The 18,634-nt window shown below is 67.5% G+C and carries 26 protein-coding genes; 15 read left to right on the top strand and 11 right to left on the bottom strand.

Annotated elements, in window-relative coordinates:
- Positions 1 to 3: 3 nt before the first annotated feature.
- The 9 genes from F1609_RS15770 to F1609_RS15730 all read left to right on the top strand — a co-directional run bounded on the left by F1609_RS15770 (position 4) and on the right by F1609_RS15730 (position 6,666).
- Positions 4 to 1,338 carry a FliI/YscN family ATPase gene (locus F1609_RS15770; RefSeq protein ID WP_167077498.1) on the top strand — a complete coding sequence of 445 codons (1,335 nt, stop codon included), beginning with the start codon at positions 4 to 6 and terminating at the stop codon, positions 1,336 to 1,338.
- Positions 1,335 to 1,814: a hypothetical protein gene (locus F1609_RS15765; protein ID WP_167077355.1), complete on the top strand. Its 480-nt coding sequence runs from the start codon at positions 1,335 to 1,337 to the stop codon at positions 1,812 to 1,814. Before F1609_RS15770 ends, F1609_RS15765 begins: the two co-directional genes overlap by 4 nt.
- Positions 1,804 to 2,403, top strand: a complete 600-nt coding sequence (locus F1609_RS15760) for a hypothetical protein (protein WP_167077354.1) — start codon at positions 1,804 to 1,806, stop codon at positions 2,401 to 2,403. Before F1609_RS15765 ends, F1609_RS15760 begins: the two co-directional genes overlap by 11 nt.
- 110 nt (positions 2,404 to 2,513) lie before the next feature.
- The gene (locus F1609_RS35240; protein ID WP_167077353.1) at positions 2,514 to 3,461 is read left to right on the top strand and encodes a FliM/FliN family flagellar motor switch protein; all 948 of its coding nucleotides are present in this window, start codon (positions 2,514 to 2,516) and stop codon (positions 3,459 to 3,461) included.
- Positions 3,458 to 4,117, top strand: coding sequence for a type III secretion system export apparatus subunit SctR (gene sctR, locus F1609_RS15750; protein ID WP_167077352.1), 660 nt, complete (start codon positions 3,458 to 3,460; stop codon positions 4,115 to 4,117). The genes F1609_RS35240 and sctR overlap by 4 nt, the downstream gene beginning before the upstream one ends.
- 22 nt (positions 4,118 to 4,139) lie before the next feature.
- Positions 4,140 to 4,403: a type III secretion system export apparatus subunit SctS gene (sctS, locus tag F1609_RS15745; protein ID WP_167077351.1), complete on the top strand. Its 264-nt coding sequence runs from the start codon at positions 4,140 to 4,142 to the stop codon at positions 4,401 to 4,403.
- Position 4,404: 1 nt separating this feature from the next.
- A complete protein-coding gene (sctT, locus tag F1609_RS15740; RefSeq protein ID WP_167077350.1) occupies positions 4,405 to 5,190 on the top strand; it encodes a type III secretion system export apparatus subunit SctT in 786 nt (261 codons plus the stop codon).
- Positions 5,187 to 6,293 (top strand): type III secretion system export apparatus subunit SctU, encoded by a 1,107-nt coding sequence (gene sctU, locus F1609_RS15735; RefSeq protein WP_167077349.1) that lies wholly within the window; start codon positions 5,187 to 5,189, stop codon positions 6,291 to 6,293. The genes sctT and sctU overlap by 4 nt, the downstream gene beginning before the upstream one ends.
- Complete coding sequence (locus F1609_RS15730) at positions 6,283 to 6,666, top strand: hypothetical protein (protein ID WP_167077348.1); 384 nt, start codon at positions 6,283 to 6,285, stop codon at positions 6,664 to 6,666. The genes sctU and F1609_RS15730 overlap by 11 nt, the downstream gene beginning before the upstream one ends.
- A gap of 9 nt (positions 6,667 to 6,675) precedes the next feature.
- Here F1609_RS15730 and F1609_RS15725 read toward each other — a convergent pair whose 3' ends face one another.
- On the bottom strand, positions 6,676 to 7,770 hold the full coding sequence (locus tag F1609_RS15725; protein ID WP_167077347.1) for a type IV pilus twitching motility protein PilT: 1,095 nt from the start codon (positions 7,768 to 7,770) through the stop codon (positions 6,676 to 6,678).
- 236 nt (positions 7,771 to 8,006) lie between these two features.
- On the opposite strand from F1609_RS15725, the gene F1609_RS15720 reads away from it, so the two are divergent.
- The 6 genes from F1609_RS15720 (at position 8,007) to F1609_RS15695 (ending at position 10,510) form a co-directional block, all read left to right on the top strand.
- Entirely contained in the window at positions 8,007 to 8,162 is a 156-nt protein-coding gene (locus F1609_RS15720) for a hypothetical protein (RefSeq protein WP_167077346.1), read from the top strand.
- A 112-nt stretch (positions 8,163 to 8,274) separates the two neighbouring features.
- Complete coding sequence (locus F1609_RS15715; RefSeq protein WP_167077346.1) at positions 8,275 to 8,430, top strand: hypothetical protein; 156 nt, start codon at positions 8,275 to 8,277, stop codon at positions 8,428 to 8,430.
- Between the two features lie 67 nt (positions 8,431 to 8,497).
- The gene (locus F1609_RS15710; protein ID WP_167077345.1) at positions 8,498 to 8,680 is read left to right on the top strand and encodes a hypothetical protein; all 183 of its coding nucleotides are present in this window, start codon (positions 8,498 to 8,500) and stop codon (positions 8,678 to 8,680) included.
- A gap of 27 nt (positions 8,681 to 8,707) precedes the next feature.
- Positions 8,708 to 8,857: a hypothetical protein gene (locus tag F1609_RS15705; RefSeq protein ID WP_167077344.1), complete on the top strand. Its 150-nt coding sequence runs from the start codon at positions 8,708 to 8,710 to the stop codon at positions 8,855 to 8,857.
- Positions 8,858 to 9,299: 442 nt separating this feature from the next.
- The gene (locus F1609_RS15700; RefSeq protein WP_167077343.1) at positions 9,300 to 9,725 is read left to right on the top strand and encodes a hypothetical protein; all 426 of its coding nucleotides are present in this window, start codon (positions 9,300 to 9,302) and stop codon (positions 9,723 to 9,725) included.
- 329 nt (positions 9,726 to 10,054) lie between these two features.
- A complete protein-coding gene (locus F1609_RS15695) occupies positions 10,055 to 10,510 on the top strand; it encodes a GNAT family N-acetyltransferase (protein WP_187363039.1) in 456 nt (151 codons plus the stop codon).
- Here the strand turns inward: F1609_RS15695 and F1609_RS15690 are convergent.
- The 10 genes from F1609_RS15690 to pilO2 all read right to left on the bottom strand — a co-directional run bounded on the left by F1609_RS15690 (position 10,504) and on the right by pilO2 (position 18,633).
- Entirely contained in the window at positions 10,504 to 10,830 is a 327-nt protein-coding gene (locus tag F1609_RS15690; protein ID WP_167077497.1) for a type II toxin-antitoxin system RelE/ParE family toxin, read from the bottom strand. The genes F1609_RS15695 and F1609_RS15690 overlap by 7 nt on opposite strands.
- The gene (locus F1609_RS15685) at positions 10,827 to 11,111 is read right to left on the bottom strand and encodes a type II toxin-antitoxin system Phd/YefM family antitoxin (RefSeq protein WP_167077342.1); all 285 of its coding nucleotides are present in this window, start codon (positions 11,109 to 11,111) and stop codon (positions 10,827 to 10,829) included. Before F1609_RS15685 ends, F1609_RS15690 begins: the two co-directional genes overlap by 4 nt.
- 138 nt (positions 11,112 to 11,249) lie before the next feature.
- A complete protein-coding gene (locus F1609_RS15680; RefSeq protein WP_167077341.1) occupies positions 11,250 to 11,678 on the bottom strand; it encodes a lytic transglycosylase domain-containing protein in 429 nt (142 codons plus the stop codon).
- A complete protein-coding gene (gene pilV, locus F1609_RS15675) occupies positions 11,675 to 13,003 on the bottom strand; it encodes a shufflon system plasmid conjugative transfer pilus tip adhesin PilV (RefSeq protein WP_167077340.1) in 1,329 nt (442 codons plus the stop codon). The genes F1609_RS15680 and pilV overlap by 4 nt, the downstream gene beginning before the upstream one ends.
- 11 nt (positions 13,004 to 13,014) lie before the next feature.
- Positions 13,015 to 13,467, bottom strand: a complete 453-nt coding sequence (gene pilM, locus F1609_RS15670) for a type IV pilus biogenesis protein PilM (RefSeq protein ID WP_167077339.1) — start codon at positions 13,465 to 13,467, stop codon at positions 13,015 to 13,017.
- Between the two features lie 29 nt (positions 13,468 to 13,496).
- Positions 13,497 to 14,021 carry a type 4 pilus major pilin gene (locus F1609_RS15665; protein ID WP_167077338.1) on the bottom strand — a complete coding sequence of 175 codons (525 nt, stop codon included), beginning with the start codon at positions 14,019 to 14,021 and terminating at the stop codon, positions 13,497 to 13,499.
- A gap of 60 nt (positions 14,022 to 14,081) precedes the next feature.
- Positions 14,082 to 15,158, bottom strand: coding sequence for a type II secretion system F family protein (locus F1609_RS15660; RefSeq protein WP_167077337.1), 1,077 nt, complete (start codon positions 15,156 to 15,158; stop codon positions 14,082 to 14,084).
- Entirely contained in the window at positions 15,148 to 16,791 is a 1,644-nt protein-coding gene (locus F1609_RS15655; protein ID WP_167077336.1) for a GspE/PulE family protein, read from the bottom strand. The genes F1609_RS15660 and F1609_RS15655 overlap by 11 nt, the downstream gene beginning before the upstream one ends.
- On the bottom strand, positions 16,788 to 17,357 hold the full coding sequence (gene pilP, locus F1609_RS15650; protein WP_167077335.1) for a type IV pilus biogenesis protein PilP: 570 nt from the start codon (positions 17,355 to 17,357) through the stop codon (positions 16,788 to 16,790). Before pilP ends, F1609_RS15655 begins: the two co-directional genes overlap by 4 nt.
- Complete coding sequence (gene pilO2, locus F1609_RS15645) at positions 17,347 to 18,633, bottom strand: type 4b pilus protein PilO2 (protein WP_167077334.1); 1,287 nt, start codon at positions 18,631 to 18,633, stop codon at positions 17,347 to 17,349. The genes pilP and pilO2 overlap by 11 nt, the downstream gene beginning before the upstream one ends.
- Between the last annotated feature and the right edge of the window lies 1 nt (position 18,634).

Here is an 18,634-nt window from a genome sequence, read left to right as displayed (position 1 = left end):
CGCATGGCGGCGCTGGCCGCGCACGCGCCAGCCTGGCTGGCCGGCCTGCCGGCTACGCCGGGACTGCAACGCTACGGCCGCGTGGCGCAGGTGCTGGGCACCCTGATCGAAGCGCACATGCCGCCCGCCCGCATCGGTGAGCTATGTCACCTGCACAGCCCCGGCGCGCAGCCCATGCTGGCCGAGGTGATCGGCTTTTCCGAGCAGGCCACGCTGCTGTCGGGACTCAGTCCGCTCGAAGGCGTCTCGCGCAGCACCATCGTCGAGCCGCTTGGGCGCGTGCACACCATCGACAGCGGCGAACACCTGTTCGGCTGCGTGCTCGATGGCTTTGGCCGCGTGCTGTTTCGTTCCCCGCACGCGCCGCCGCTACGCGCCGACGGCTGGCGCGAAACGGTGCCGGTGGTGCGCGAGGCGCCCGCCGCCGTCGACCGCCCGCGCATCGCCACCGCCTTGCCGACCGGCGTGCGCGCCATCGACGGCCTGCTGACCCTGGGGCGCGGCCAACGGGTCGGCGTGTTCGCCGGCCCTGGCTGCGGCAAGACCACGCTGATGGCGGCGGTGGCGCGCGGCTGCCAAGCCGACGCCATCGTGTTCGGCCTGATCGGCGAGCGCGGGCGCGAACTGAACGAATTCCTCGAACATGAGCTGGACCCCGAACTGGTGGCCAAGACCATCATCGTCTGCGCCACGTCCGACCGCACCTCGATGGAGCGCGCCCGCGCCGCCTTTACCGCCACCGCGATTGCCGAAGGCTTTCGCGCGCGCGGCAAGCAGGTACTGCTGCTGGTCGACTCGCTCACCCGCTTCGCCCGCGCCCAGCGCGAGATCGGCCTGGCCGCGGGCGAGCCGCCGGCGCGCGGCGGCTTTACGCCCTCGGTCTACACCATGCTGCCACGCCTGGTGGAACGCGCCGGCGCCACCGCCGGCGGGGCTATTACCGCCATGTACACGGTGCTGGTGGACGGCGAGTCGGCATCGGACCCGATCGGCGACGAAGCCAAGTCGCTGCTGGACGGGCATATTGTGCTGAGCAAGAAGCTGGCGGAACAGGGCCACTACCCGGCCATCGACGTCCTCGCCAGCATCAGCCGCACCATGGGCAACGTGACCGAGGGGGCACACCGCAAGGCGGCGTTTCGCTTCCGCGCGCTGCAATCACGCTACCAGGAGATGGAATTGCTGATCCGCCTGGGCGAGTACCGCAGCGGCGGCGATCCGCTGGCCGACCAGGCGGTGGCGCTGCGCGAGGCCCAGCTCGACTTCCTGCGCCAGGACACCAGCGGCCAGACGCCGTACGCGCAGACCCTCGAACGCCTGACGGCGCTGGCCGCATGATGGCGCGCGGCGCGGCCCGGCGCGAACCGGTGGAACTGGCCGAGCCGCGCGTTCCCGACCGCACGCTCGAACGCCTGCTGGGCGTGCGCAAGCACCGGCTGGAACGGCTCGAACGCGAACAGCGCGACGCCCGCGAGCACTGGCGCGAGCGGCGCGGCGCGCTGCGCCAGGCCAAGCTGCTGTGGCGCGGCGCGCGCCTGGCGGCGGACCGGCACTGGCAGAACGCGCGCCGGCAGTTCTTTGCGATGGAAACCGACAGCCGCCAGTTCCGCGCCGACCAGGGCGGCTACGAGCGCATGAAGCGCGACACCGGCCAGCGCCTGCTGGCCTGGCGCGAAAGCGCCGTGGCCGGGCGCGCGGCCGGCGCCGTGTTCTTCGCCGCCCACCGCCAGCTGCGCGAGGCCCGCCGCCAGCAGGAAAAGCTCGACATCCTGCGCGAACACATCAAAGCCACGGAGCGCCGCCATGACGATTGAGATCCGCGCCCGCACGCCCACCCCGGCGCGCGAGGACGACCCGGCGCCGCCGGTGCGCCGGCGCCCGCCGCCGTATGCACCCAGGGCGCAGCCGCAGGCCGCCACGCCCACGCCGGCGCCCGCGCGCAGCGCCGTGCCACCAGCGCGCGCCAGAACGCGCGAGGCGCAGTCATCGCGCCAGTCCGACCAGCGCCGCGATCCGCCCGGCCACGAGCCGGCCGGCGTCAACGTGCCCACGCACGCCGCCGCCCTGCGCGAGCACTGCGCGGACAGCGGCGACGATGGCGCAGGCGCGCACGCCGGTGCGGCCGGGGCGACGGGCGCAGGCCAAGCGTGCGCTGACTTCGATGCGCAGGCCGAACTGGAAGCCGGCCTGCATGGGCTGGAGGGGCGGCAAGGCATTTTCGAGCTGCTGCTGCCAGGCGGGCAGTCAATCGGGGTGGTGGTGCAATCGGCGCCGGGCAGCATTCATTTTCTACTCAGCGCCGGCGGCGGCGCGCTTGAACAGCGCCTGCGCAAAAATAGAATGGAACTGGAACGGCGTTTACAGCAACGTATGCAGAAGGATGTGCGGATCGCCCTGCTCTAGCGGCCCACCCTTCCCCGCCATGCGGGCGCCGCCATCGCGACGCCGCCGGCCTACCCGGATCGATGACCATGCCGAGCTGCCCGATTATTCCGTTCGCAAGCACGCACCCCGTGCGAGCGCTACCCGTGGCCCGCGTCAGCGCCGCCCAGGCCGAGCTGGCGCGCCTGACCGGGCGCGGACGCCAGGCGGCGCTGCCAGAACTGGCGCCCGATGCCACCCTGACGCTGCACGCGGCCACCGGGGCGGCGCCCTCGTGGCCCGATCCGCTGACCGTGCATGGCAGCTTTGGACAAATAGAACTGGTGCGCGGGGCGCGCCTGCTGCGCGCCCTCACCGGCATCGACCTCGGCGACGACGGCCATGGCCCGCACTGGGAATGGCTGCAAGGCGCCGTGTGCGCGCGCCTGGCCGCTACGCCGCTGGCCGGCGCCGTCGGTCTGTTCCTCGAACCGGTCGACGCGGGACCTGACATGGTCACCCTGGGCCTGACCCTGCGCGGCGGCGGCCACATGATCTCCACCCACGGCCGCGCCAGCGCCGCCGACTGGCTGCAACTGCTGGCCGGCCCAGGCTGGCGGCATCTGCAAGCGCCGCTCGACACCTACGCCGGCCTGGCACCGCAATGGCCGGTACGGCTGGCGCGCCACAGCCTCCCGCACGCCATGCTGGCCGGCCTGCGTCCCGGCGACGTACTACAGCCCGACAACAGCGCCTTCGATAGCAGCGGCGAAGGCCGCCTCACCCTCGGTGGCCTGAGCGCCACCGTGCGCTACCAGGCGCCATGCAGTTTGATCATTTTAGCTTTGGAGAACCGGATGGACGCATCGCACGACATGGCGCTGGACCAGCTTCCCGCCACCCTCGACATCGAACTGGGCAAGCTCACGCTCAGCCTGGGCGCGCTGCGCAGCCTGGCCGTCGGCAGCACCCTGCTGCTGGCCGGCGCCGACCCGGGCGCGCTCGAGATCCGCTGCGGCGGCCAACTGCTCGGACGCGCCGAAGCGGTCGACGTCGACGGCCGCCTGGGCGTGCGCATTACCGAGTGGAGCGCGGCATGATGAGCAGCCAGTACGACGTCGTCTCGTTTGCGATTCTGCTCGGGATGATGTCGCTGATTCCTTTGATCGTCGTCGTCACCACTTCCTTCCTGAAAATCTCGCTGGTGCTGCTGGTGCTGCGCAACGCCATCGGCGTGCAGCAGGTGCCGCCGACCATGGCCATCTACGGCATTTCCCTGGCCATGAGCATCTTCATCATGGCCCCCACCGCGCAGCAGATCGGCGTGCGTGCGCTGGCCATCGAGGCGCGCGGCGTTTCCGGCGGCAGCGGCCAGTTGCTGTCGCAGGGACGCGAGGCGATCGAACCGCTGCGCGAGTTCATGCTCAAGTTCAGCAATCCGGAGCAGCGCGAGCTGTTCCTCGACTCGGCCAGGAAGCTGTGGCCCAAGGACATGGCGCAGGCCGCCACCTCGGGCGACCTGCTGGTGCTGGTGCCGGCGTTCGTGGTCTCGGAACTCCAGACCGGCTACCAGATCGGCTTCCTGATCTACATTCCGTTCGTCGTGATCGACCTGCTGGTGTCGAACCTGCTGATGGCGCTCGGGATGCAGCAAGTCAGCCCGCAGACCATCACGATTCCGCTCAAGCTGCTGTTGTTCGCCATGGTCGGCGGTTGGGGCAAGCTGCTCAACGCCCTGGCCATGTCGTATCTTTGATCTATCACTCTTAAGGCGCGCCATGGGCGATACCCTCCAATTCTTCCAGCAGGGCCTGTGGCTGGCGATCGTCATCTCGGCGCCGCCGCTGCTCATCGCCACCCTGTTCGGCGTGCTGGTCTCGCTGGTGCAGGCGATCACGCAGGTGCAGGACCAGACCCTGCCCTACGTGGTCAAGCTGATGTCGGTGGCGCTCACCGTCGCCGTGCTGGGGCGCTGGTTCGGCGCCGAGATCATGCAGCTGGCCGACAAGGCCTTCCTGCTGATCCCCACCATCGGACGCTGACATGCAAGCTTCGCTGGCGGTCGACATGCAAACCTTCCTGGTCGCGCTGGCGCTGACGATCCCGCGCACCGCCGTGTGCCTGGCGATCCTGCCGGGTTTTTCCGGGCGCACCTTGCAGGGCCAGATGCGCAACGCGGTGGCCGTCGCCATCGCGCTGCCGGCGGTGGCGCCGGCCTTCTTGTCGCTCCAGCAGTCCACGCCCGGCCTGCTGGTGGCCGCCGCGCTGGCGCTCAAGGAAGCCGGCATCGGCCTGATGCTGGGGGTGCTGCTGTCGATCCCGCTGTGGGTGGCGCAGTCGATCGGCTCGATCCTCGACACCCAGCGCTCGCCGATCCAGATCCAGTCCAACCTCGACCAGGACGCCAGCGCCCTGGGCAGCATGCTGCTCCAGGCCGTGGTGCTGGTCATGGTCGAAGCCGGGCTGTTCGTGGCGCTGGTGCGCGTGCTGATGGACAGCTACGGCCTGTGGCCGGCGCTGAGCCTGACGCCCCCGTTCGAGCCCGGCCACCTGGACCTGTTGATCAAGCGCTTCGGCGAATTCTTCTGGCATATCGCGGTCTACGGCGGCCCGGTGATCATTCCGCTGCTGATGATCGATTTCGGCCTGGCCGTGATCGGCATCTTCGCCGCCAACCTGCAGGTCTCGTTCCTGTCGGCGCCGCTCAAAAGCCTGGTGGGGCTGTTCATCCTGCTGGTCTACTGGCCGATCTTTTCGCACTACGTGGCGGGCGACTTTGCCCACATGCTCGACTTCATCCCGCAAATGCTGGACTACGGCCGCCAATGAGCGACGAAAAAACAGAACAACCCACCGACCAGAAGCTGCGCGAGGCCCGCGAAAAGGGCCAGATCGCGGTCAGCCGCGACCTGGCGCGGGTGGCCATGCTGATCTGCGTGGCGGAGCTCGCCCTGGCCACCGAACCGCAGTGGCGCGCCGCGATCGACGCCCTGTTCGAGCTGTCCCTGCGCCAGGCCGGCCAGCCGTTTGCCACCGCCATGCCGGTCGTGCTGACGGCCGCCGGCACCCTGCTGCTGACCGTCTTCGGCGTGTTTTTCGTGATGTGCGTCGTGGTTGCCTTTGCCGCCCACTGGGGCCAGTTCGGGGTGCTGATCGCGCCGCAATCGCTGATTCCCACGTTCGACAAGATCAACCCCGTCAACGGCGTCAAGCAGCTGTTCGCCATGAAAAAAGTGGGCGAACTGCTGATGGCGGTGGTCAAGGCAGGCACCCTGGGCCTGATGATCTGGTTCACGGTGCGCGGCCAGCTGCCGTCGATCCTGCAGATGGCAAACGGCGAGCCGAAGGATATCTATTTCGGCTTCATCGCGCTGCTGCGCATGGTGCTCCATCCGGTCGTCGGTGTGTGCCTGGTGCTCGCCATCATCGACTTCGCGCTGCAAAAATACTTCCATATCAAGTCGCTGCGCATGGACATGGAAGAAATCCGGCGCGAGTACAAGCAGGCCGAGGGCGACCCGCACGTCAAGGCGCACCGAAAGGGCATGGCGATGCAGCAGTCGATGGAGGCGCCGGCCGCGAAGACCGCCGGCGCCAACGCGGTGGTGGTCAATCCGACCCACTTCGCAGTCGCCCTGTTCTACGACGCCGCGCAGACGGCCGCGCCCATGCTGCTGGCCAAGGGCAAGGACGAAGTGGCACAGGCGATGATTCGCGAAGCGCGCGCCCGTGGCATTCCGGTCATCCGGCACGTGTGGCTGGCGCGCACCTTGTACGCGACCGGCAAGGCCGACCAGTATGTACCGAAGGCCAGTTACGAGGCGGTGGCGCATGTGTACGCGGTGGTGCAGGAACTGATGGAGCAGAACGATCCCGGCCGCGATGTCGAGCTGGAAAGCCGCGGCGAGCCGCCCCAATCCCATGCGCCCTGAGCTCGCCATTGGCATCCTGGGGGCGGCGGGAGCGCAGCAGGTCGGCGCTGGCACTCTCACGCCGCGCCGGGTGACGCGCGCCGGCGCCAATGTCGATGCCGAACGCGACGAGCGGGACGAGCAGGACGCCAAACAGGTCGACAACGAGGTCGGCAGCGGCGCCGACCGCATGCACCACCTGGCGCTGGTGGCGGTGACGCTGGTGCCGCCGCTGCGCAAGGGTTTGGTCAAACGCGAACCCACCATCAAGCCGGTCAAGGCGGCCAGCCACAGCGCCGGCCTGCGCGAGCGCGACGACGACGCGTGCGATCCGTGCCTCGAGAGCGGCTGCGGCGGCTGCGAACTGTGCCAGCCCGGCCGCGACCTGGTGTAAGGCGGCGCGTTAGCGCTTGTTCAGCATTTCATGCAGCTCCAGCCGGTTGTACGACGAGCGCATCGCGTCCTTGCTGCCGATCATCTTCTTGCCGACCAGCTGCGCCAGCACGTCGTTCAGGCTGCGCGACATATTGTCTTCCTTGCGCTTGAGGAAATCGGCGATCAGGTGCAGCTTGGACGGATCGCTGATCAGCGGCGCCACCTGCTGGTTGTGGTTGAAGATCATCTCGCTGGCCAGCACGAAGCTCTTCCCGTCTTCGCTCGGCAGCAGGTTCTGGTAGATCACGCCGATCAGCGAGTTGGCCAGCGCGGCGGCGCGCTGCGCCTGTTGATCGGCCGGAAAATACCCCAGCAGCTTGCCGATCGCGCCCAGCGCGCTGTTGGTATGCATGGTGGCCAGCACCAGGTGGCCCGATTCGCCGGCGTGCAGCACGGTGTCGGCGGTGTCGAAGTCGCGGATTTCGCCCACCATCAGCACATCCGGCTTTTGCCGCATCGCCTCGCGCAGGCCGCTCGAGAAGCTGGCGGTGTCGGTCGGCACCTCCTTTTGCGAAATGATGGCCTGGTCGCGCCGCAGGTAGTACTCGATCGGTTCTTCGATGGTGACGATGTGGGCACTGCGGGTGCGGTTGATATGGTCGAGCAGCGCGGCCATGGTGGTGGTCTTGCCGGAGCCGGTCGGGCCGGTGACCAGGATCACGCCCTTGGTCGCCTCGAGCATGGTGCGCACGTACGACGGCAGCCCGGTCTTCTCGATCGAGATCGGATCCATCGGCAGGCGCCGGATGGCGATGCCGATCGCGCGCCCGCCCGACATGCGGTACAGGTTGCAGCGCAGGCGGCAGTTGGTCAGCACGAAGGTGCGGTCGATGGCGGCGCTGAGTATCTTGTCTTCCCAGTCCTCGTCGATGGCCGCCAGGAGCGGCGTCATCTCGGCCAGCGTGACCGGCTCCTCGCCCGCCGCAGTCCAGCCGCGCGGCGTCTTGATCATGATGCGCGCGTCCTGCTCGATATGGATATCGGAGAACACCTCGCCCTTGTTGACCAGTGCAATCAGCTCCGACAGCAAATCGCGTCCCGCCAAAAATTCGTCGCCCATCATCTATCCCGAAAAATGACGCCCCGGCGGCGCCGCTGCCTGTTGCCCTGTGGCTATGCAACACCAATCATACTTGGCCTGCACCGGCGATTCCTCAACAAATCTCAGCGCCCGGCGCGCGCGACGAAAAAGCCTGTGGGACGACGGAACTTATGTTCGCGGCGAAACTACTCAATCAGGACCGCCGCAGCCGCACATGGCTGTGGCGGCGACCTCACTCAACCTTCAAGGAGCAAGTCATGGGCGCAGCAGTCACAGGAGCAGCAGCAGCAGGTACCGCAACGGGCCTGGCAACGATCACCGCGGGCATGGCCGCCAATGAGGCCCTCAGCGCGGCCGAGATGCTGGCGCAGATCCAGAAGAAGGCCAACACCGCAGCCGTGAACGCCATCTAAGAAAAAAGCAGCGGCAATGGAACTGATTGCCGCCGCAGCACGACTCAAGCAGGACCACCACCGCCGTGGATCGCCACGGCGGCAATGAACATCACCTTTCAGGGAGCACACCATGGGCGCAGCAGTCACAGGAGCAGCAGCAGCAGGTACCGCAACGGGTCTGGCAACCATCACCGCCGGTATGGCCGCCAACGAGGCGCTCAGCGCCGCCGAAATGCTGGCGCAGATCCAGAAGAAGGCCAACACCGCAGCCGTGAACGCCATCTAAGCAGCGCTGAAGGCCGGACCCCGCTCCGGCCTTCGGCATTTTATCCCTGTAGATACCGGAGGTCGCGATGACTTATCTGAATCAACGTATGCAGCAGTTGCCCGGCCAGGCCAATGGCCCCGCCCTCGAGCGCCCGGCCGCCCTCGGCAACGAAGCGGACCTGGTGCTGTGGGCTGCGGCGCAGGGTCAGGCCCTGTCCAAGCTGCAAATCTTCAGCACCATGGCCAAGCAGGTCAACGAACAACAGTAATCCCGATCACCCTTCAAGGAGAACCTCATGGGTTCAGCAGTCGCAGCGGCAGCAGCAGCGGGTACCACAGCGGGCCTGGAGAAGATCGCCAAGGCGATGGCGACCAGCGAGGCGCTCAGCGCGCAGCTGAAAAATCGCCAGCAGCAGGCGAGCACACCGGCCGGGCAGCAGAAGTAATCCAGGAGCCACCAGCTGGCGGCTCCTGTTCGTGCTGAAAATGCGCAACGCGCAGTTTTCTTGCGTTGGCCCGAGGGCCGGCGCTGGCAGTCTCCTCAAGTTCGGCTTCGGAGTCCGGGTTGCTTGCCCGCGCGCCCCGGCTGGCGACCCCGCTCGCCCCACTCCCCCTTCACCAGCATCTCCCTCCCCGGCACATGCCGCGCCAATGGCCGCCCCTGTCGACAAACCGTTGACGACAATGGGGAACGCTGCGCCGTTTTTGAACCACAGAAACAGGCGTTTGCACAATGCATCAGCACGCGTGATCGTCACAGCGCGCCAGCGCCCTCGCTACCGGGGCTGGCGGCACTGTTTGACCTTGGCGATCGGGCGCGGAAGGCGTAGCATTCGACTAACGCTCCTTGCCCTGCGCTCCGACCCATTACTTATACGACAAGGTATTATGCAGCAACACGACTATGACCCGCCGGAGCAGTTCGGTGGTTCCGCCTCAGCGGTTCTACGCTGTCTGCGCGAGCTGGTCGAACTGACCGGCCAGGACCGTACCGACGCTCCTCCGGTGCTGGAACTGCAGTTCGGCGACATCCTGACCCTGACGTCGCTGGCGTTCGATGCGCCGCAGCCGTTCTTGTGCGTGTCCGTGTACCTGCCCAGGTGCGCGCTGGTGGCGGCGGCGGCGCCGCCGCTGGCCAGCCCCGCCTATCCCGGCGCCGAATGGCTGTGGGATGCCAGCGAAGGCCGTTATATCATCCTGCACAGCATCGAAATCGCCCAACTGGCCGACGAGCCGGGCCTGCTCGACGCCATCCTGGCCGCCAAGGACCGCGCCGGCGCCTGGCTGCTGTCGGTATCGGGCCAGCGCGCCTAGGGCCGCCCGCAACAAGAAAAAATATGGCGCCGTGGCGCCACCGCATGGAACCTTGTGCCGCCGTCCACCACTCATCTGTACTCCAACCGGAGTTGTGTTCAACCTCTCACAAGGAACTACCATGCCAATGATCGTCCCCGCCCTGACCGCCCTGTCCACCGTGATGTCGATGGTTCCACCGCCACCGCCGCCACAACCACCAGCTGGCTCGGATGGCGGCGCAATCGTCTAAATCCGGCACTGGCGCGGGGCCGCACGCAAGCGGTCCTGCGCGTTTCACCCTCCGCAGTTCCCCCCAAATGTTCCCTCTTTTTCCGCACGGAGTTGCCATGGCCGACCTGCGCCTGACCGACAAGGCCGATCTGGGCCTCATGTACGACATCGAATCGCCGCGCTACGACAGCGCCGTGACCGAGCTGGTCACGCGCGAGCGCGCCGTGGCCCATTACGCCGGGTGCCCGTCGGTCGGCTACGAGATCGATGGCGTGCCCGCCGGCGGCGCCATCTTCGACGGCCGCGAATTGCACCTGGCCGTGCTGCCGCGCTTCCACGGCCGCTGGGCCTGGCTGCTCGCGCCCACGCTGGACTGGCTGTTCGCGCTGTGCGACCCGGTGCAGGTGCGCATCGAGCGCGATAACGCGCGCTGCATCCGCTTCATGGACGGCGGCGGCTGGCAGCGCATCGGCGAAGACCCGCAGTACATCACCTATCTGTTAAGCAGCACCGCGGCGCACGTGTTCCGGCGCCGCCGGGGCGGCGGCAGGGCATCGGGCCAGTCTCATTGAGCGTTGAGCAAGCGACGCCGAATCAAGGCCTCGAGGTTGCGGCTGGTATGAGCAATCAGATGAACATACACAGTATCGTTCTGTGCGTGCTCGATGATGATGCGATTCTGACCGGCCAGAAGTTGACGGTGAGCCGTCAGATGAAGGTCTTCCAGCTCTGGCACAAAAGTGCCTTTTGTTTTCCAGCCTTTGAGAGAATTAACTTCAGCCAGAATCTCTTGAGTCACCTTCATCACAAAGGCGGGGGATTCGTTCCTTTTGAGATGTTCCCGGATGTCTTGCAAGTCGTTCAGTGCATACTGAGTCCAAATGATTTTCATTTGACTAATAAGGCCTCGTTGTCTTCCGCCTCAAGAAGCGCCATAACGTCATCGTGATCAACTACCTTGCCTTCCTCAATCTGCTTTTGGCCAAGAGCAAGGATGCGAAGCATCGCAAGTTGGTCCTGCGTCTTTTGATAGCTGACATGGTCCTGGACCACTGCCTGCACCCTACCGTTCACCGTGATCGCTATCGGGTCTTGGGTTTCCAGCACTTGTTTGATCACGTCGCTCGTGTTCGTTTTCAAGTAGCTAATTGGTTGAATGTTGGAAAATTTCATAACGCCTCCCAAATTGATACAGTGATCGTAGCACGTCGCAAGCAAATTACGTACTGAATTTAGCACATTACTTCCACCTCTGGATTTCCAGGGGACGGCTGGGGGATGGCTACATCCGCTATAGGATAAATAGCCGTTTCAGCCCGCGTCGCGCGGCAGGTTGCGGTACACCTTGAGCGCATACGCCAACCGCTTCTTCGGGTCGGCGGCGTTGTAGGCCCCCACCGCGTCCCACGAATTGCCGAGCCGGCGCATGTTGTGCGCCAGGATCCACGCGCCGACGTGGATGCTGGTGCAGGCGTCGTACAGCTGGCTCTCGTCGATGCCGTGGCGGCGCAGGGTCGGCAGCCAGCCGCTGTTGATCTGCATCAGGCCGATGTCGTAGGAGCCGTTGGCGTTCATTTTGCCGCGCGCCAGCGGATTGAGGCCGGATTCGGTGCGCCCGATCGCGTACAGCAAGCTGGCGTTCACGCCAAAGCGCTCGGCGGCATCCTGCCAGCAGGCGTCAGCCTGCCCGCACAGCAGCCCGAGGGCCAGCAGCCACCGATGCGGGCGGCGCGCGCTCATTGGTTCAGCGAGCCGTCGATGTACCTCCACACGGCGTGGTCCGGATGGCTGCCGGTGCAGATCAGCGGCAGCGGCGGCGTCGAGGAATCGAGCGCGATGGTACCGATGATGTCGATGCGCTGCGGCGGCTTGGCCGTCGCCGACCATTTGTTGCAGCCCGCACCCGGCGCATACCGGCCGCCCATCGAATAGGTCATCGCCCACATGTAGTCGTCGGCGACCACGCCGTTGGCCTGGATCTTGTCGACCACGTTCAGGTCGCCCTTGATCGAGCCGTCCCTGACCGCCGTCAGATCGCGCCCGGCATTGATGTCGCCAGCGGCGTTGACGTCGGCGCCGGCCGTGAGCGTCCCCGCCATGTCCAGGTTGCCGTTCTGGTCCACCGCCAGCGGGCGCCACGCATTGGTGGCCGCGCTGTAGCTGAAGGCCAGGCCCAGGCCGGTGACCAGGCGCACGTCGCCATCCTTGCTGTTCGGCTGGAGCGCCAGGTCGGCGTAGGCGGCCACCGGGTTCTTCCAAGAACTCAGGCTGACCCGGCGCCAGCGGTCGTCAACGGTGCAGTTCATCAGGTTGCGTTCGGCGTCGATGGCGATGCCGGCGCCGCTGCACGCATCTTCGGCCGCCACCACCGTCGCCGCGCCCATGCCGATCGGCGCGTTCATCTGGTTCAGCTCCGGCATGCCCGGTACCTTGTTCCGGTACAGGAAATCGCCAGCCTGGCCGGCGCCGTCGAAGAACAGGGCCGACACCAGGCTGCCTATGCCGGCAGCCGTGCCGCTGCAGGTGGCGCCGGTGAAGCTGGCCAGGGTGGGCGAAGTGGCCGGACCGAGCGCCCAGGCGCCGGCCGCGCTCTGCGCCCGGGCCGGGTCGCGGCTGCTGATGAAACCGGCGCCGGCGCTGGCGGCGGCAAAGGCCAGCACCCGGTCCGGGATCGGCGCGCCTTCGCTCACCACCAACGCATCGAGCACGATGGTGGCCGGCGCCGCCGCCGATTTCACACGCGGGCGCACCAGCAGGCAGGCGCTCTGGCCGTAGGGATTGGCGTCGGACATCCCGGGGGGCAGCATGCCGGCCGCGTCCAGCATGGCCGGGGTGATCACCAAGGTCTTGCCCACATTGGCCGGCAGCGCCAGCGCGCCATGGTGCTCGGCCAGGTAGGCGCTTGCCGCCGCCGTCATGGCCGACTGGTATTGCGCGCTGCGCTGGGCCTTGGCGTCTTCGAGGCCGGTTTCGATCATCGACGACAGGCCAGCCACCAGCATCGCCGCGATCAACAGCGCGCCCAGGATTTCGATCATGGCGATGCCGCGCTGTTTGAAGTGCATGGCAGGTGTCCTCAGTTGGCCGCAGCCAGCCACACCGGGCCGCCGTTCGGAATCGCCACCTCTGGTGCGGCGAGCGTGCCGGACCCGGGCGACAGCGCCGGCCGGAACACGCCGCCGCTGAAGTGGCCGACCATGCGCGAGCGCTGCGACAACGCCAGCAGCTCGCCGGTCAGGCCGGGCTGCGGCGCCAGTGCGTAGACCACAATGGTGCCGTCGTCCAGGCGGTAGTTGGCAAAAGCGCCCTCGCCGGCCTGCGCCATCGGCGCGCCGGGCGCCATCAGCCCGGCGGTTGGCGCGGCCCGGTAGCGGTCCGGATGGGCGGTAAAATACGCCACCACCGCCTGGCGGTAGGCCGCCATGGCACTGGCCTGGCCGTGCTGCGCGGTGTGCACGGCCATGGCGCCGGCGTCGATCCGCGTGACGCTGTACCAGGTGGTAAGCGCCAGCAGAACGGCGATGAGCATGGCGTTGAACATGGCCGGTCGCTGATGGCTTAATTGGAGGTGAAGGTCAGCGCATTGCCGCCGGCGGCGGTGACGCTGCAGGCGGTGGCGGCGGCGGCCGGCGCGACCGGGAAGGTCGTGATAGTCGCAGCGCCGGGCGCCGAGATCTTCTGCCAGCCGCTGGCCGCTACCAGGGTGGCCAGGCATACGTCCTGCGGCAAGCCGGGGTAAGCGATGGTAAAAGTGCCGGTGGCGCCGGTGACGACGACATTGCCGCCCCAGACATTGGTCGCGGTGCCGTCCGCCGCCACAGCCAGGGTGCCGGGAAAGGCGCCGGCCTTCTTGAGCGTCTCGTTGATCGCCACGGTGCCGTAGCCCTGGCCCATGTACAGCTTGCGCACGGCGGTGCGGATCGCCGTCACTTCCTCGCCGGCCTGGTTCGATTGCGCACTGCTGAACGCGCCGGTCAGCAGCGAGACCGCGCCCAGGATGACGATGGCGGCGATGCCGAGATAGGCAATGGCTTCGAGCAGCGAAGCGCCGCATTGGCGGCGTGGGTAGCGGACTTGTTTCATGAAGTTCTCCAGTGGATGGTCAAAAAATATCAAAAATAATATCGGCAGCTGCGGCGCCGTTCAGCGTCCGGTGCGCGCCATGCTCGCGATCTCTTGCTGGATGCCGAAAAACCCGGTCACCAGCCAGGCGATTACCAGCGCCAGCGCAATCACCGAAAACCCGTTCAGTACTTTCATCTGGGCGCTCACCGTCTCCACACCCTCGGCCAGCCATTCGTCGGCCAGGATCTTGAGCGCGTCGGCAAAGCCCTTGTATTCGGCATACACGCACAAATCGTCGACCACTTCGGGCGACGGAAAACCGTAGCCGGCGTTGCGTAAGGCTTCGCCGCAATTGAGGCCCGACTTCACCCCCAGCAGCGCGCCGTCGAGCCGTTCGCGCAGCCATGGCGGGGCCTGGCCGGACAGGCGCTGCAAGGATTTTTCGACCGTGATGCCGGCGAACTGCAAGGCCGAAAACGCCATCAGGAAGCCGCTCCCGACCTGCAACCGGTAAATCGAATACGGCGCATAGCGGTCCAGCACCACGCGCACATTGCCGCGCCAGCGCGGCATCGACAGTCCGATCGCGACCAGCACCAGCAGCATGCCGGCCACGATCGGCAGCATCCACTGCTGCACCAGCTGCGACATGACGTACAGGGAGCGCGCCGACCCGCGCCACTTTTCCGGATCGACCATGCGCGCGAACTGCGGCACCACGGTCACGCCGAACACATACAGATAGGCCAGCACCATGCCGAAGATCGCCAGCGGATACGACAGCCCGCCGATGATCACGCGCTTGATTTCCTTTTGCGACTTGACCACCCCGGCCAGCACCTGCAAGGTGACCTCCAGCCGGCCGGACTGTTCGCCGGCCAGGATGATCATGCGCTCGGTGCTCGGTATCCAGTATTCCAGGCCGTCCCCGAGAAAGCGCCCGTTCTGCACCGTGCGGCGGCAGTCGGCCAGCACGATGGCGAGCGGCTCCTGCGGCTTGCGCCCGTCGAAGGACGCCCGCTCCCACAGTTCGTCGAGGATTTTCAGCAGCGGCACGCCGTTGCCCAGCATGGCGGCGATCTTGCGGTACACGCGCAGCCGCACCCCTTCGCCGAACTGGGCGCGCGCCCACCAGCGGTTCAGGTCAACCTGCATGAACCGACCCCACCACGTTCAGGCGGCGCTCGACGCGCGGCGCCTCAAGCACCACGTTCAGACGGCGCTCGACACGCGGCGCCTCAAGCGCCAGATGGCCGACGATTTTCTCGGCCATGCGCGGATCGACCAGGCCGGCCGCGACCTTGGCCAGCGTATGTTCGAGCAGGGTCTGGCCGCCCAGCTCGCGGCGCCAATACTCCAGCGCCTGGCTTTTGGCGCCGTTGCGAATGAACTCGAAAAAGCGCGCGTCCGGCGTGATGACCTCGGCCACCACGCTGCGCCCCGCCGTACCCTGCTGGCGGCAGGCCGCGCAGCCCGGGCCGGCCAGGCATACCTGGTCGACAGCGCCGCCGGTGGCCTGGCGCACCCGCGCCAGCATGGGCGCCGCCAGCGCGTCGGGCGCATCAACCAGCTTCACCTTGCAGTGCGGGCAAAGCAGCTTGACCAGGCGCTGGCTGATCAAGCCGGTCACCACCGTATGGTCGGCCACCATGTTCATCGGCAGGCCCAGGTCGAGCAGGCGGTCGACGATGGCAATGGCGCTGTTGGCGTGCACCGTGGTCCAGACCTGGTGGCCGGTCATCGAGGCCCGCAGCGCGCTCTGGGCCGAGGCCTTGTCGCGGATCTCGCCGATCATGATGGTGTCCGGGTCGAGCCGCATGGCGTTGCTGATCGCCGCCGAAAACAGGCGCGAACGCTCTTCCTCGCTGCCGGCGTTGGTCACCGAGGTCTGCACCGCGCCGTCGATCGGATACTCGACCGGGTCTTCCACGGTCAGCACGTGCAGCTTGTACTCGGCCTGCACGATGGCGCCGCTCAGCACCCGCTGCAAGGTGGTCGATTTGCCGGACCCGGTCGGGCCGCTGATGATGTTCATGCCGGTCGGCTGCTCTTTCAGGCGCTGCAAGCGCTCGGCGTGCGCTTCGCTGAAACCGAGCGGACGCAGGTCGACGGCGTCGCCGGCGTCGTTGTACAGCAGCCGCAGCACCATCAGCGTGCCCTCGCTGGTGGGCGCGGTGGCGATGCGCACGCCGTACAGCTGCGGCGGCAGCTTGTCGCGATCGGCGATGCTGGCGTCCTGGCGCTCGGTCGGTTTGTACGAGCTGTCGGAGACCGAGGTCATGGCGCCGTACAGGGTGGCCAGCAGGCGCTCGCCGTACTCGGTGGTCTGGCTGCCGATCCTGACCAGGTCGTTATGGATGCGGAAATAGGTCTCGGTGCTGCACCGGCGCACGCGGATGTGGATGTCCGAAGCCCGTTCGCGGCAGGCGTGATTGAGCAGCTCCTTGGCCGTGACCTGCATCATCGAGTGTTCGTGGCGTCGGCCGCCCTGCTCGCCCGCGCCGTTGTTGTACAGGGCGGCGATGGTTTCGATGTCGACCACGCTGACGGTGAACTCGCGCGCCATCTTCTGCAAGCGCGCGCGGTACGACAGCACGTGCGGATTGGATTGCTGGCCGTGCGCGATCAGCAGCCGCCCGTCCGACAGCAAGCACAGCAGCTTGCGTTCCTCGGCGCTGCCTTCAAAGGCGCCGGACCGGCTCAATACCTGCGGCGCGGCGGCGCTGCGCGGTGGCGCCACAGCCGCCCTGGCGTGCGCGCCGCCGCCGATGCTGATGAAGGGTTTCATCGCTCGCTCCCTTTGGCGCCGGGGTACAGCGGCGGCAGGCCCGGCGCGGGACGTGCCAGCACCGGCGCCAGCGGCGGCGGCAGCGACGGCGCCGCAGCGAACGGCGCCGGCGCGCTGCCCGCCAGGTGCAGGCGCGTGCGTTTCTTGTTCGCCGTTTCCACCGTCACCCCATCGCCATCGATGCGCACCACGCGCAGGCCGTCGGGCAGCACGTCACCGGCGCGCACTTCGGCCACGGCGCCGCTCTCGAACAGCAGCGTCGCATACTGCTGCTTGCCGATGCCTTCGAGCGACTGCACCACCGGATTGACGCTGGCCGGCACGCTGAGGCGGCGCACGCCCTCCTCCTGGCGGCCGGCGATTTCGCTCTGGCGCTGCATGATCGCCGCCTGCACCGCCAGCTGGCGCTCGCGCGCCTTGAGCACCAGCGTCTCGGACTCGATCCGGGTCAGCGCATCGGCGGCACTGGCCGTGGCCGGGGCTGAAACGGGAGCAGCGGGAGCGGCAGCGAGCGCGCCGGCCGCCGCGGACGCCAGCAGGAAAAACAGGCGCAGGCTATTTTGCATAAATGACTCCTTCCAAAGACCAGATTCCGGCGCGGTAGCGCATTTTCTCGATCCGGATGCCGGGCATCTCGAGCATCGCTGCCACTTCCAGCGGCGAGACGCCGACCGGACCGATGACATAGGTATACGTGTTCCAATCGGGCGACGCGGCTGACGCGGCGCCGTTCTCTGGCGCCGGCGCGGCTGGCGGCGCTTCCCTGCGGGCCAGCTGCATGTTCAGGTTCATCAGCTGCAAGCGCGAGCGCAAGCCCGCCACCAGCTGCTGTTGCGGCAGCAGCGCTTCGTCGACGCCGGGACCGGGCTTGAACGGGCGCGCCAGGGTCGCGGTGTCGCCGCCGATATCGACCTGTGCGTCCGGCACCCGCGCCAGCAGGAACGCGACTGTCGATTCGTTGCGCGTCCAGGTGGAGCGCTGCTCGGGCGCGCCGCAGCTGTATTCGCTCAAGGCCCAGCCGCCGGGCGTGAGCTGGGTCAGTCCGGCCATGCAGGCGCGCGCCACGCTGGTCGGACCGGCGCTGTGCGCCCACGGATGCGGGGCCGGCGTGGCTTTCGGTGCGGCCGGTTGCGCCTGGCGTACCAGCGCGGCCGCGTCGGCCAGCCGCAACGCCTGTTGCCGCTGTTGATGGTGACGCCAGCCCAGGCCCGCGCCCAGCACCAGCAAGGCGCACACGCCGGCGCCGGCCGCCATCATGCGCGGCGAGATGCGCGCAGCGGTCGGGCGCAGCAGCCAGGCTTTGTTGACCTTGATCTGGCCGCCGCCAGGTTCGCCCAGCACTTCCTCGATGCTGCGCTCGCGGAAGTTGTGAAAGCCGTAGTGTTCCAGCTCGGCGTCGCCGATCACCAGGTTCCAGCCGCCCAAGCCATAGTCGCCGTGCAGGCGGTCGAAGACTTCTTCGCGGGTGCCGGCAAAGTCGCCATTCGGCAGGAAGTTTGCATCGCGCACCGCGAAATAGGCCCAGTTACCGTCCGGCAGGCGAAACGCCGCCAGCCAGTTGTGCACCGGCTGGTTCTCGCCGTCGTAATGGGCGCCGTCGCGCGCCAGCCGGCTGGCCACCGCCGCCGCCAGCGAATACAGGGCCTGGCGCGGACCGCTGCCGCTGTGCGCGAACCCGGCTTGCGCGGTGGAGTACTCGCGCCGCAGCACCGCCAGGTCGCAATCGATCTTGCGCGCCAGGTCGGCCGCCTCGCGCGCCAGCTCGCGCGGGCGCGAGAGCGACTGCCAGAACAGGCCACAGACGAACTTGTGGCGCCCGAGCTGGATGACGGGACCGGTCATG

The sequence above is a fragment of the Massilia aquatica genome (assembly GCF_011682045.1).
Taxonomy (GTDB): domain Bacteria; phylum Pseudomonadota; class Gammaproteobacteria; order Burkholderiales; family Burkholderiaceae_D; genus Telluria_A; species Telluria_A aquatica.
This window is presented reverse-complemented; position numbering and strand designations above follow the sequence as displayed.

What these genes read in the sequence shown, in the direction of transcription:
- F1609_RS15765 (WP_167077355.1), top strand. Translation starts at nt 1,335, where the DNA reads ATGATGGCGCGCGGCGCGGCCCGGCGCGAACCGGTGGAACTGGCCGAG.
- F1609_RS15690 (WP_167077497.1), bottom strand. Translation starts at nt 10,830, where the DNA reads ATGAAAATCATTTGGACTCAGTATGCACTGAACGACTTGCAAGACATC.
- F1609_RS15720 (WP_167077346.1), top strand. Translation starts at nt 8,007, where the DNA reads ATGGGCGCAGCAGTCACAGGAGCAGCAGCAGCAGGTACCGCAACGGGC.
- F1609_RS15685 (WP_167077342.1), bottom strand. Translation starts at nt 11,111, where the DNA reads ATGAAATTTTCCAACATTCAACCAATTAGCTACTTGAAAACGAACACG.
- F1609_RS15695 (WP_187363039.1), top strand. Translation starts at nt 10,055, where the DNA reads ATGGCCGACCTGCGCCTGACCGACAAGGCCGATCTGGGCCTCATGTAC.
- pilV (WP_167077340.1), bottom strand. Translation starts at nt 13,003, where the DNA reads ATGCACTTCAAACAGCGCGGCATCGCCATGATCGAAATCCTGGGCGCG.
- F1609_RS15680 (WP_167077341.1), bottom strand. Translation starts at nt 11,678, where the DNA reads ATGAGCGCGCGCCGCCCGCATCGGTGGCTGCTGGCCCTCGGGCTGCTG.
- F1609_RS15660 (WP_167077337.1), bottom strand. Translation starts at nt 15,158, where the DNA reads ATGCAGGTTGACCTGAACCGCTGGTGGGCGCGCGCCCAGTTCGGCGAA.
- sctS (WP_167077351.1), top strand. Translation starts at nt 4,140, where the DNA reads ATGGGCGATACCCTCCAATTCTTCCAGCAGGGCCTGTGGCTGGCGATC.
- F1609_RS15770 (WP_167077498.1), top strand. Translation starts at nt 4, where the DNA reads ATGGCGGCGCTGGCCGCGCACGCGCCAGCCTGGCTGGCCGGCCTGCCG.
- F1609_RS15715 (WP_167077346.1), top strand. Translation starts at nt 8,275, where the DNA reads ATGGGCGCAGCAGTCACAGGAGCAGCAGCAGCAGGTACCGCAACGGGT.
- F1609_RS15700 (WP_167077343.1), top strand. Translation starts at nt 9,300, where the DNA reads ATGCAGCAACACGACTATGACCCGCCGGAGCAGTTCGGTGGTTCCGCC.
- sctU (WP_167077349.1), top strand. Translation starts at nt 5,187, where the DNA reads ATGAGCGACGAAAAAACAGAACAACCCACCGACCAGAAGCTGCGCGAG.
- sctR (WP_167077352.1), top strand. Translation starts at nt 3,458, where the DNA reads ATGATGAGCAGCCAGTACGACGTCGTCTCGTTTGCGATTCTGCTCGGG.
- pilO2 (WP_167077334.1), bottom strand. Translation starts at nt 18,633, where the DNA reads ATGACCGGTCCCGTCATCCAGCTCGGGCGCCACAAGTTCGTCTGTGGC.
- F1609_RS15705 (WP_167077344.1), top strand. Translation starts at nt 8,708, where the DNA reads ATGGGTTCAGCAGTCGCAGCGGCAGCAGCAGCGGGTACCACAGCGGGC.
- sctT (WP_167077350.1), top strand. Translation starts at nt 4,405, where the DNA reads ATGCAAGCTTCGCTGGCGGTCGACATGCAAACCTTCCTGGTCGCGCTG.
- F1609_RS15730 (WP_167077348.1), top strand. Translation starts at nt 6,283, where the DNA reads ATGCGCCCTGAGCTCGCCATTGGCATCCTGGGGGCGGCGGGAGCGCAG.
- F1609_RS15665 (WP_167077338.1), bottom strand. Translation starts at nt 14,021, where the DNA reads ATGAAACAAGTCCGCTACCCACGCCGCCAATGCGGCGCTTCGCTGCTC.
- F1609_RS15725 (WP_167077347.1), bottom strand. Translation starts at nt 7,770, where the DNA reads ATGATGGGCGACGAATTTTTGGCGGGACGCGATTTGCTGTCGGAGCTG.
- F1609_RS15655 (WP_167077336.1), bottom strand. Translation starts at nt 16,791, where the DNA reads ATGAAACCCTTCATCAGCATCGGCGGCGGCGCGCACGCCAGGGCGGCT.
- pilM (WP_167077339.1), bottom strand. Translation starts at nt 13,467, where the DNA reads ATGCTCATCGCCGTTCTGCTGGCGCTTACCACCTGGTACAGCGTCACG.
- F1609_RS15760 (WP_167077354.1), top strand. Translation starts at nt 1,804, where the DNA reads ATGACGATTGAGATCCGCGCCCGCACGCCCACCCCGGCGCGCGAGGAC.
- pilP (WP_167077335.1), bottom strand. Translation starts at nt 17,357, where the DNA reads ATGCAAAATAGCCTGCGCCTGTTTTTCCTGCTGGCGTCCGCGGCGGCC.
- F1609_RS15710 (WP_167077345.1), top strand. Translation starts at nt 8,498, where the DNA reads ATGACTTATCTGAATCAACGTATGCAGCAGTTGCCCGGCCAGGCCAAT.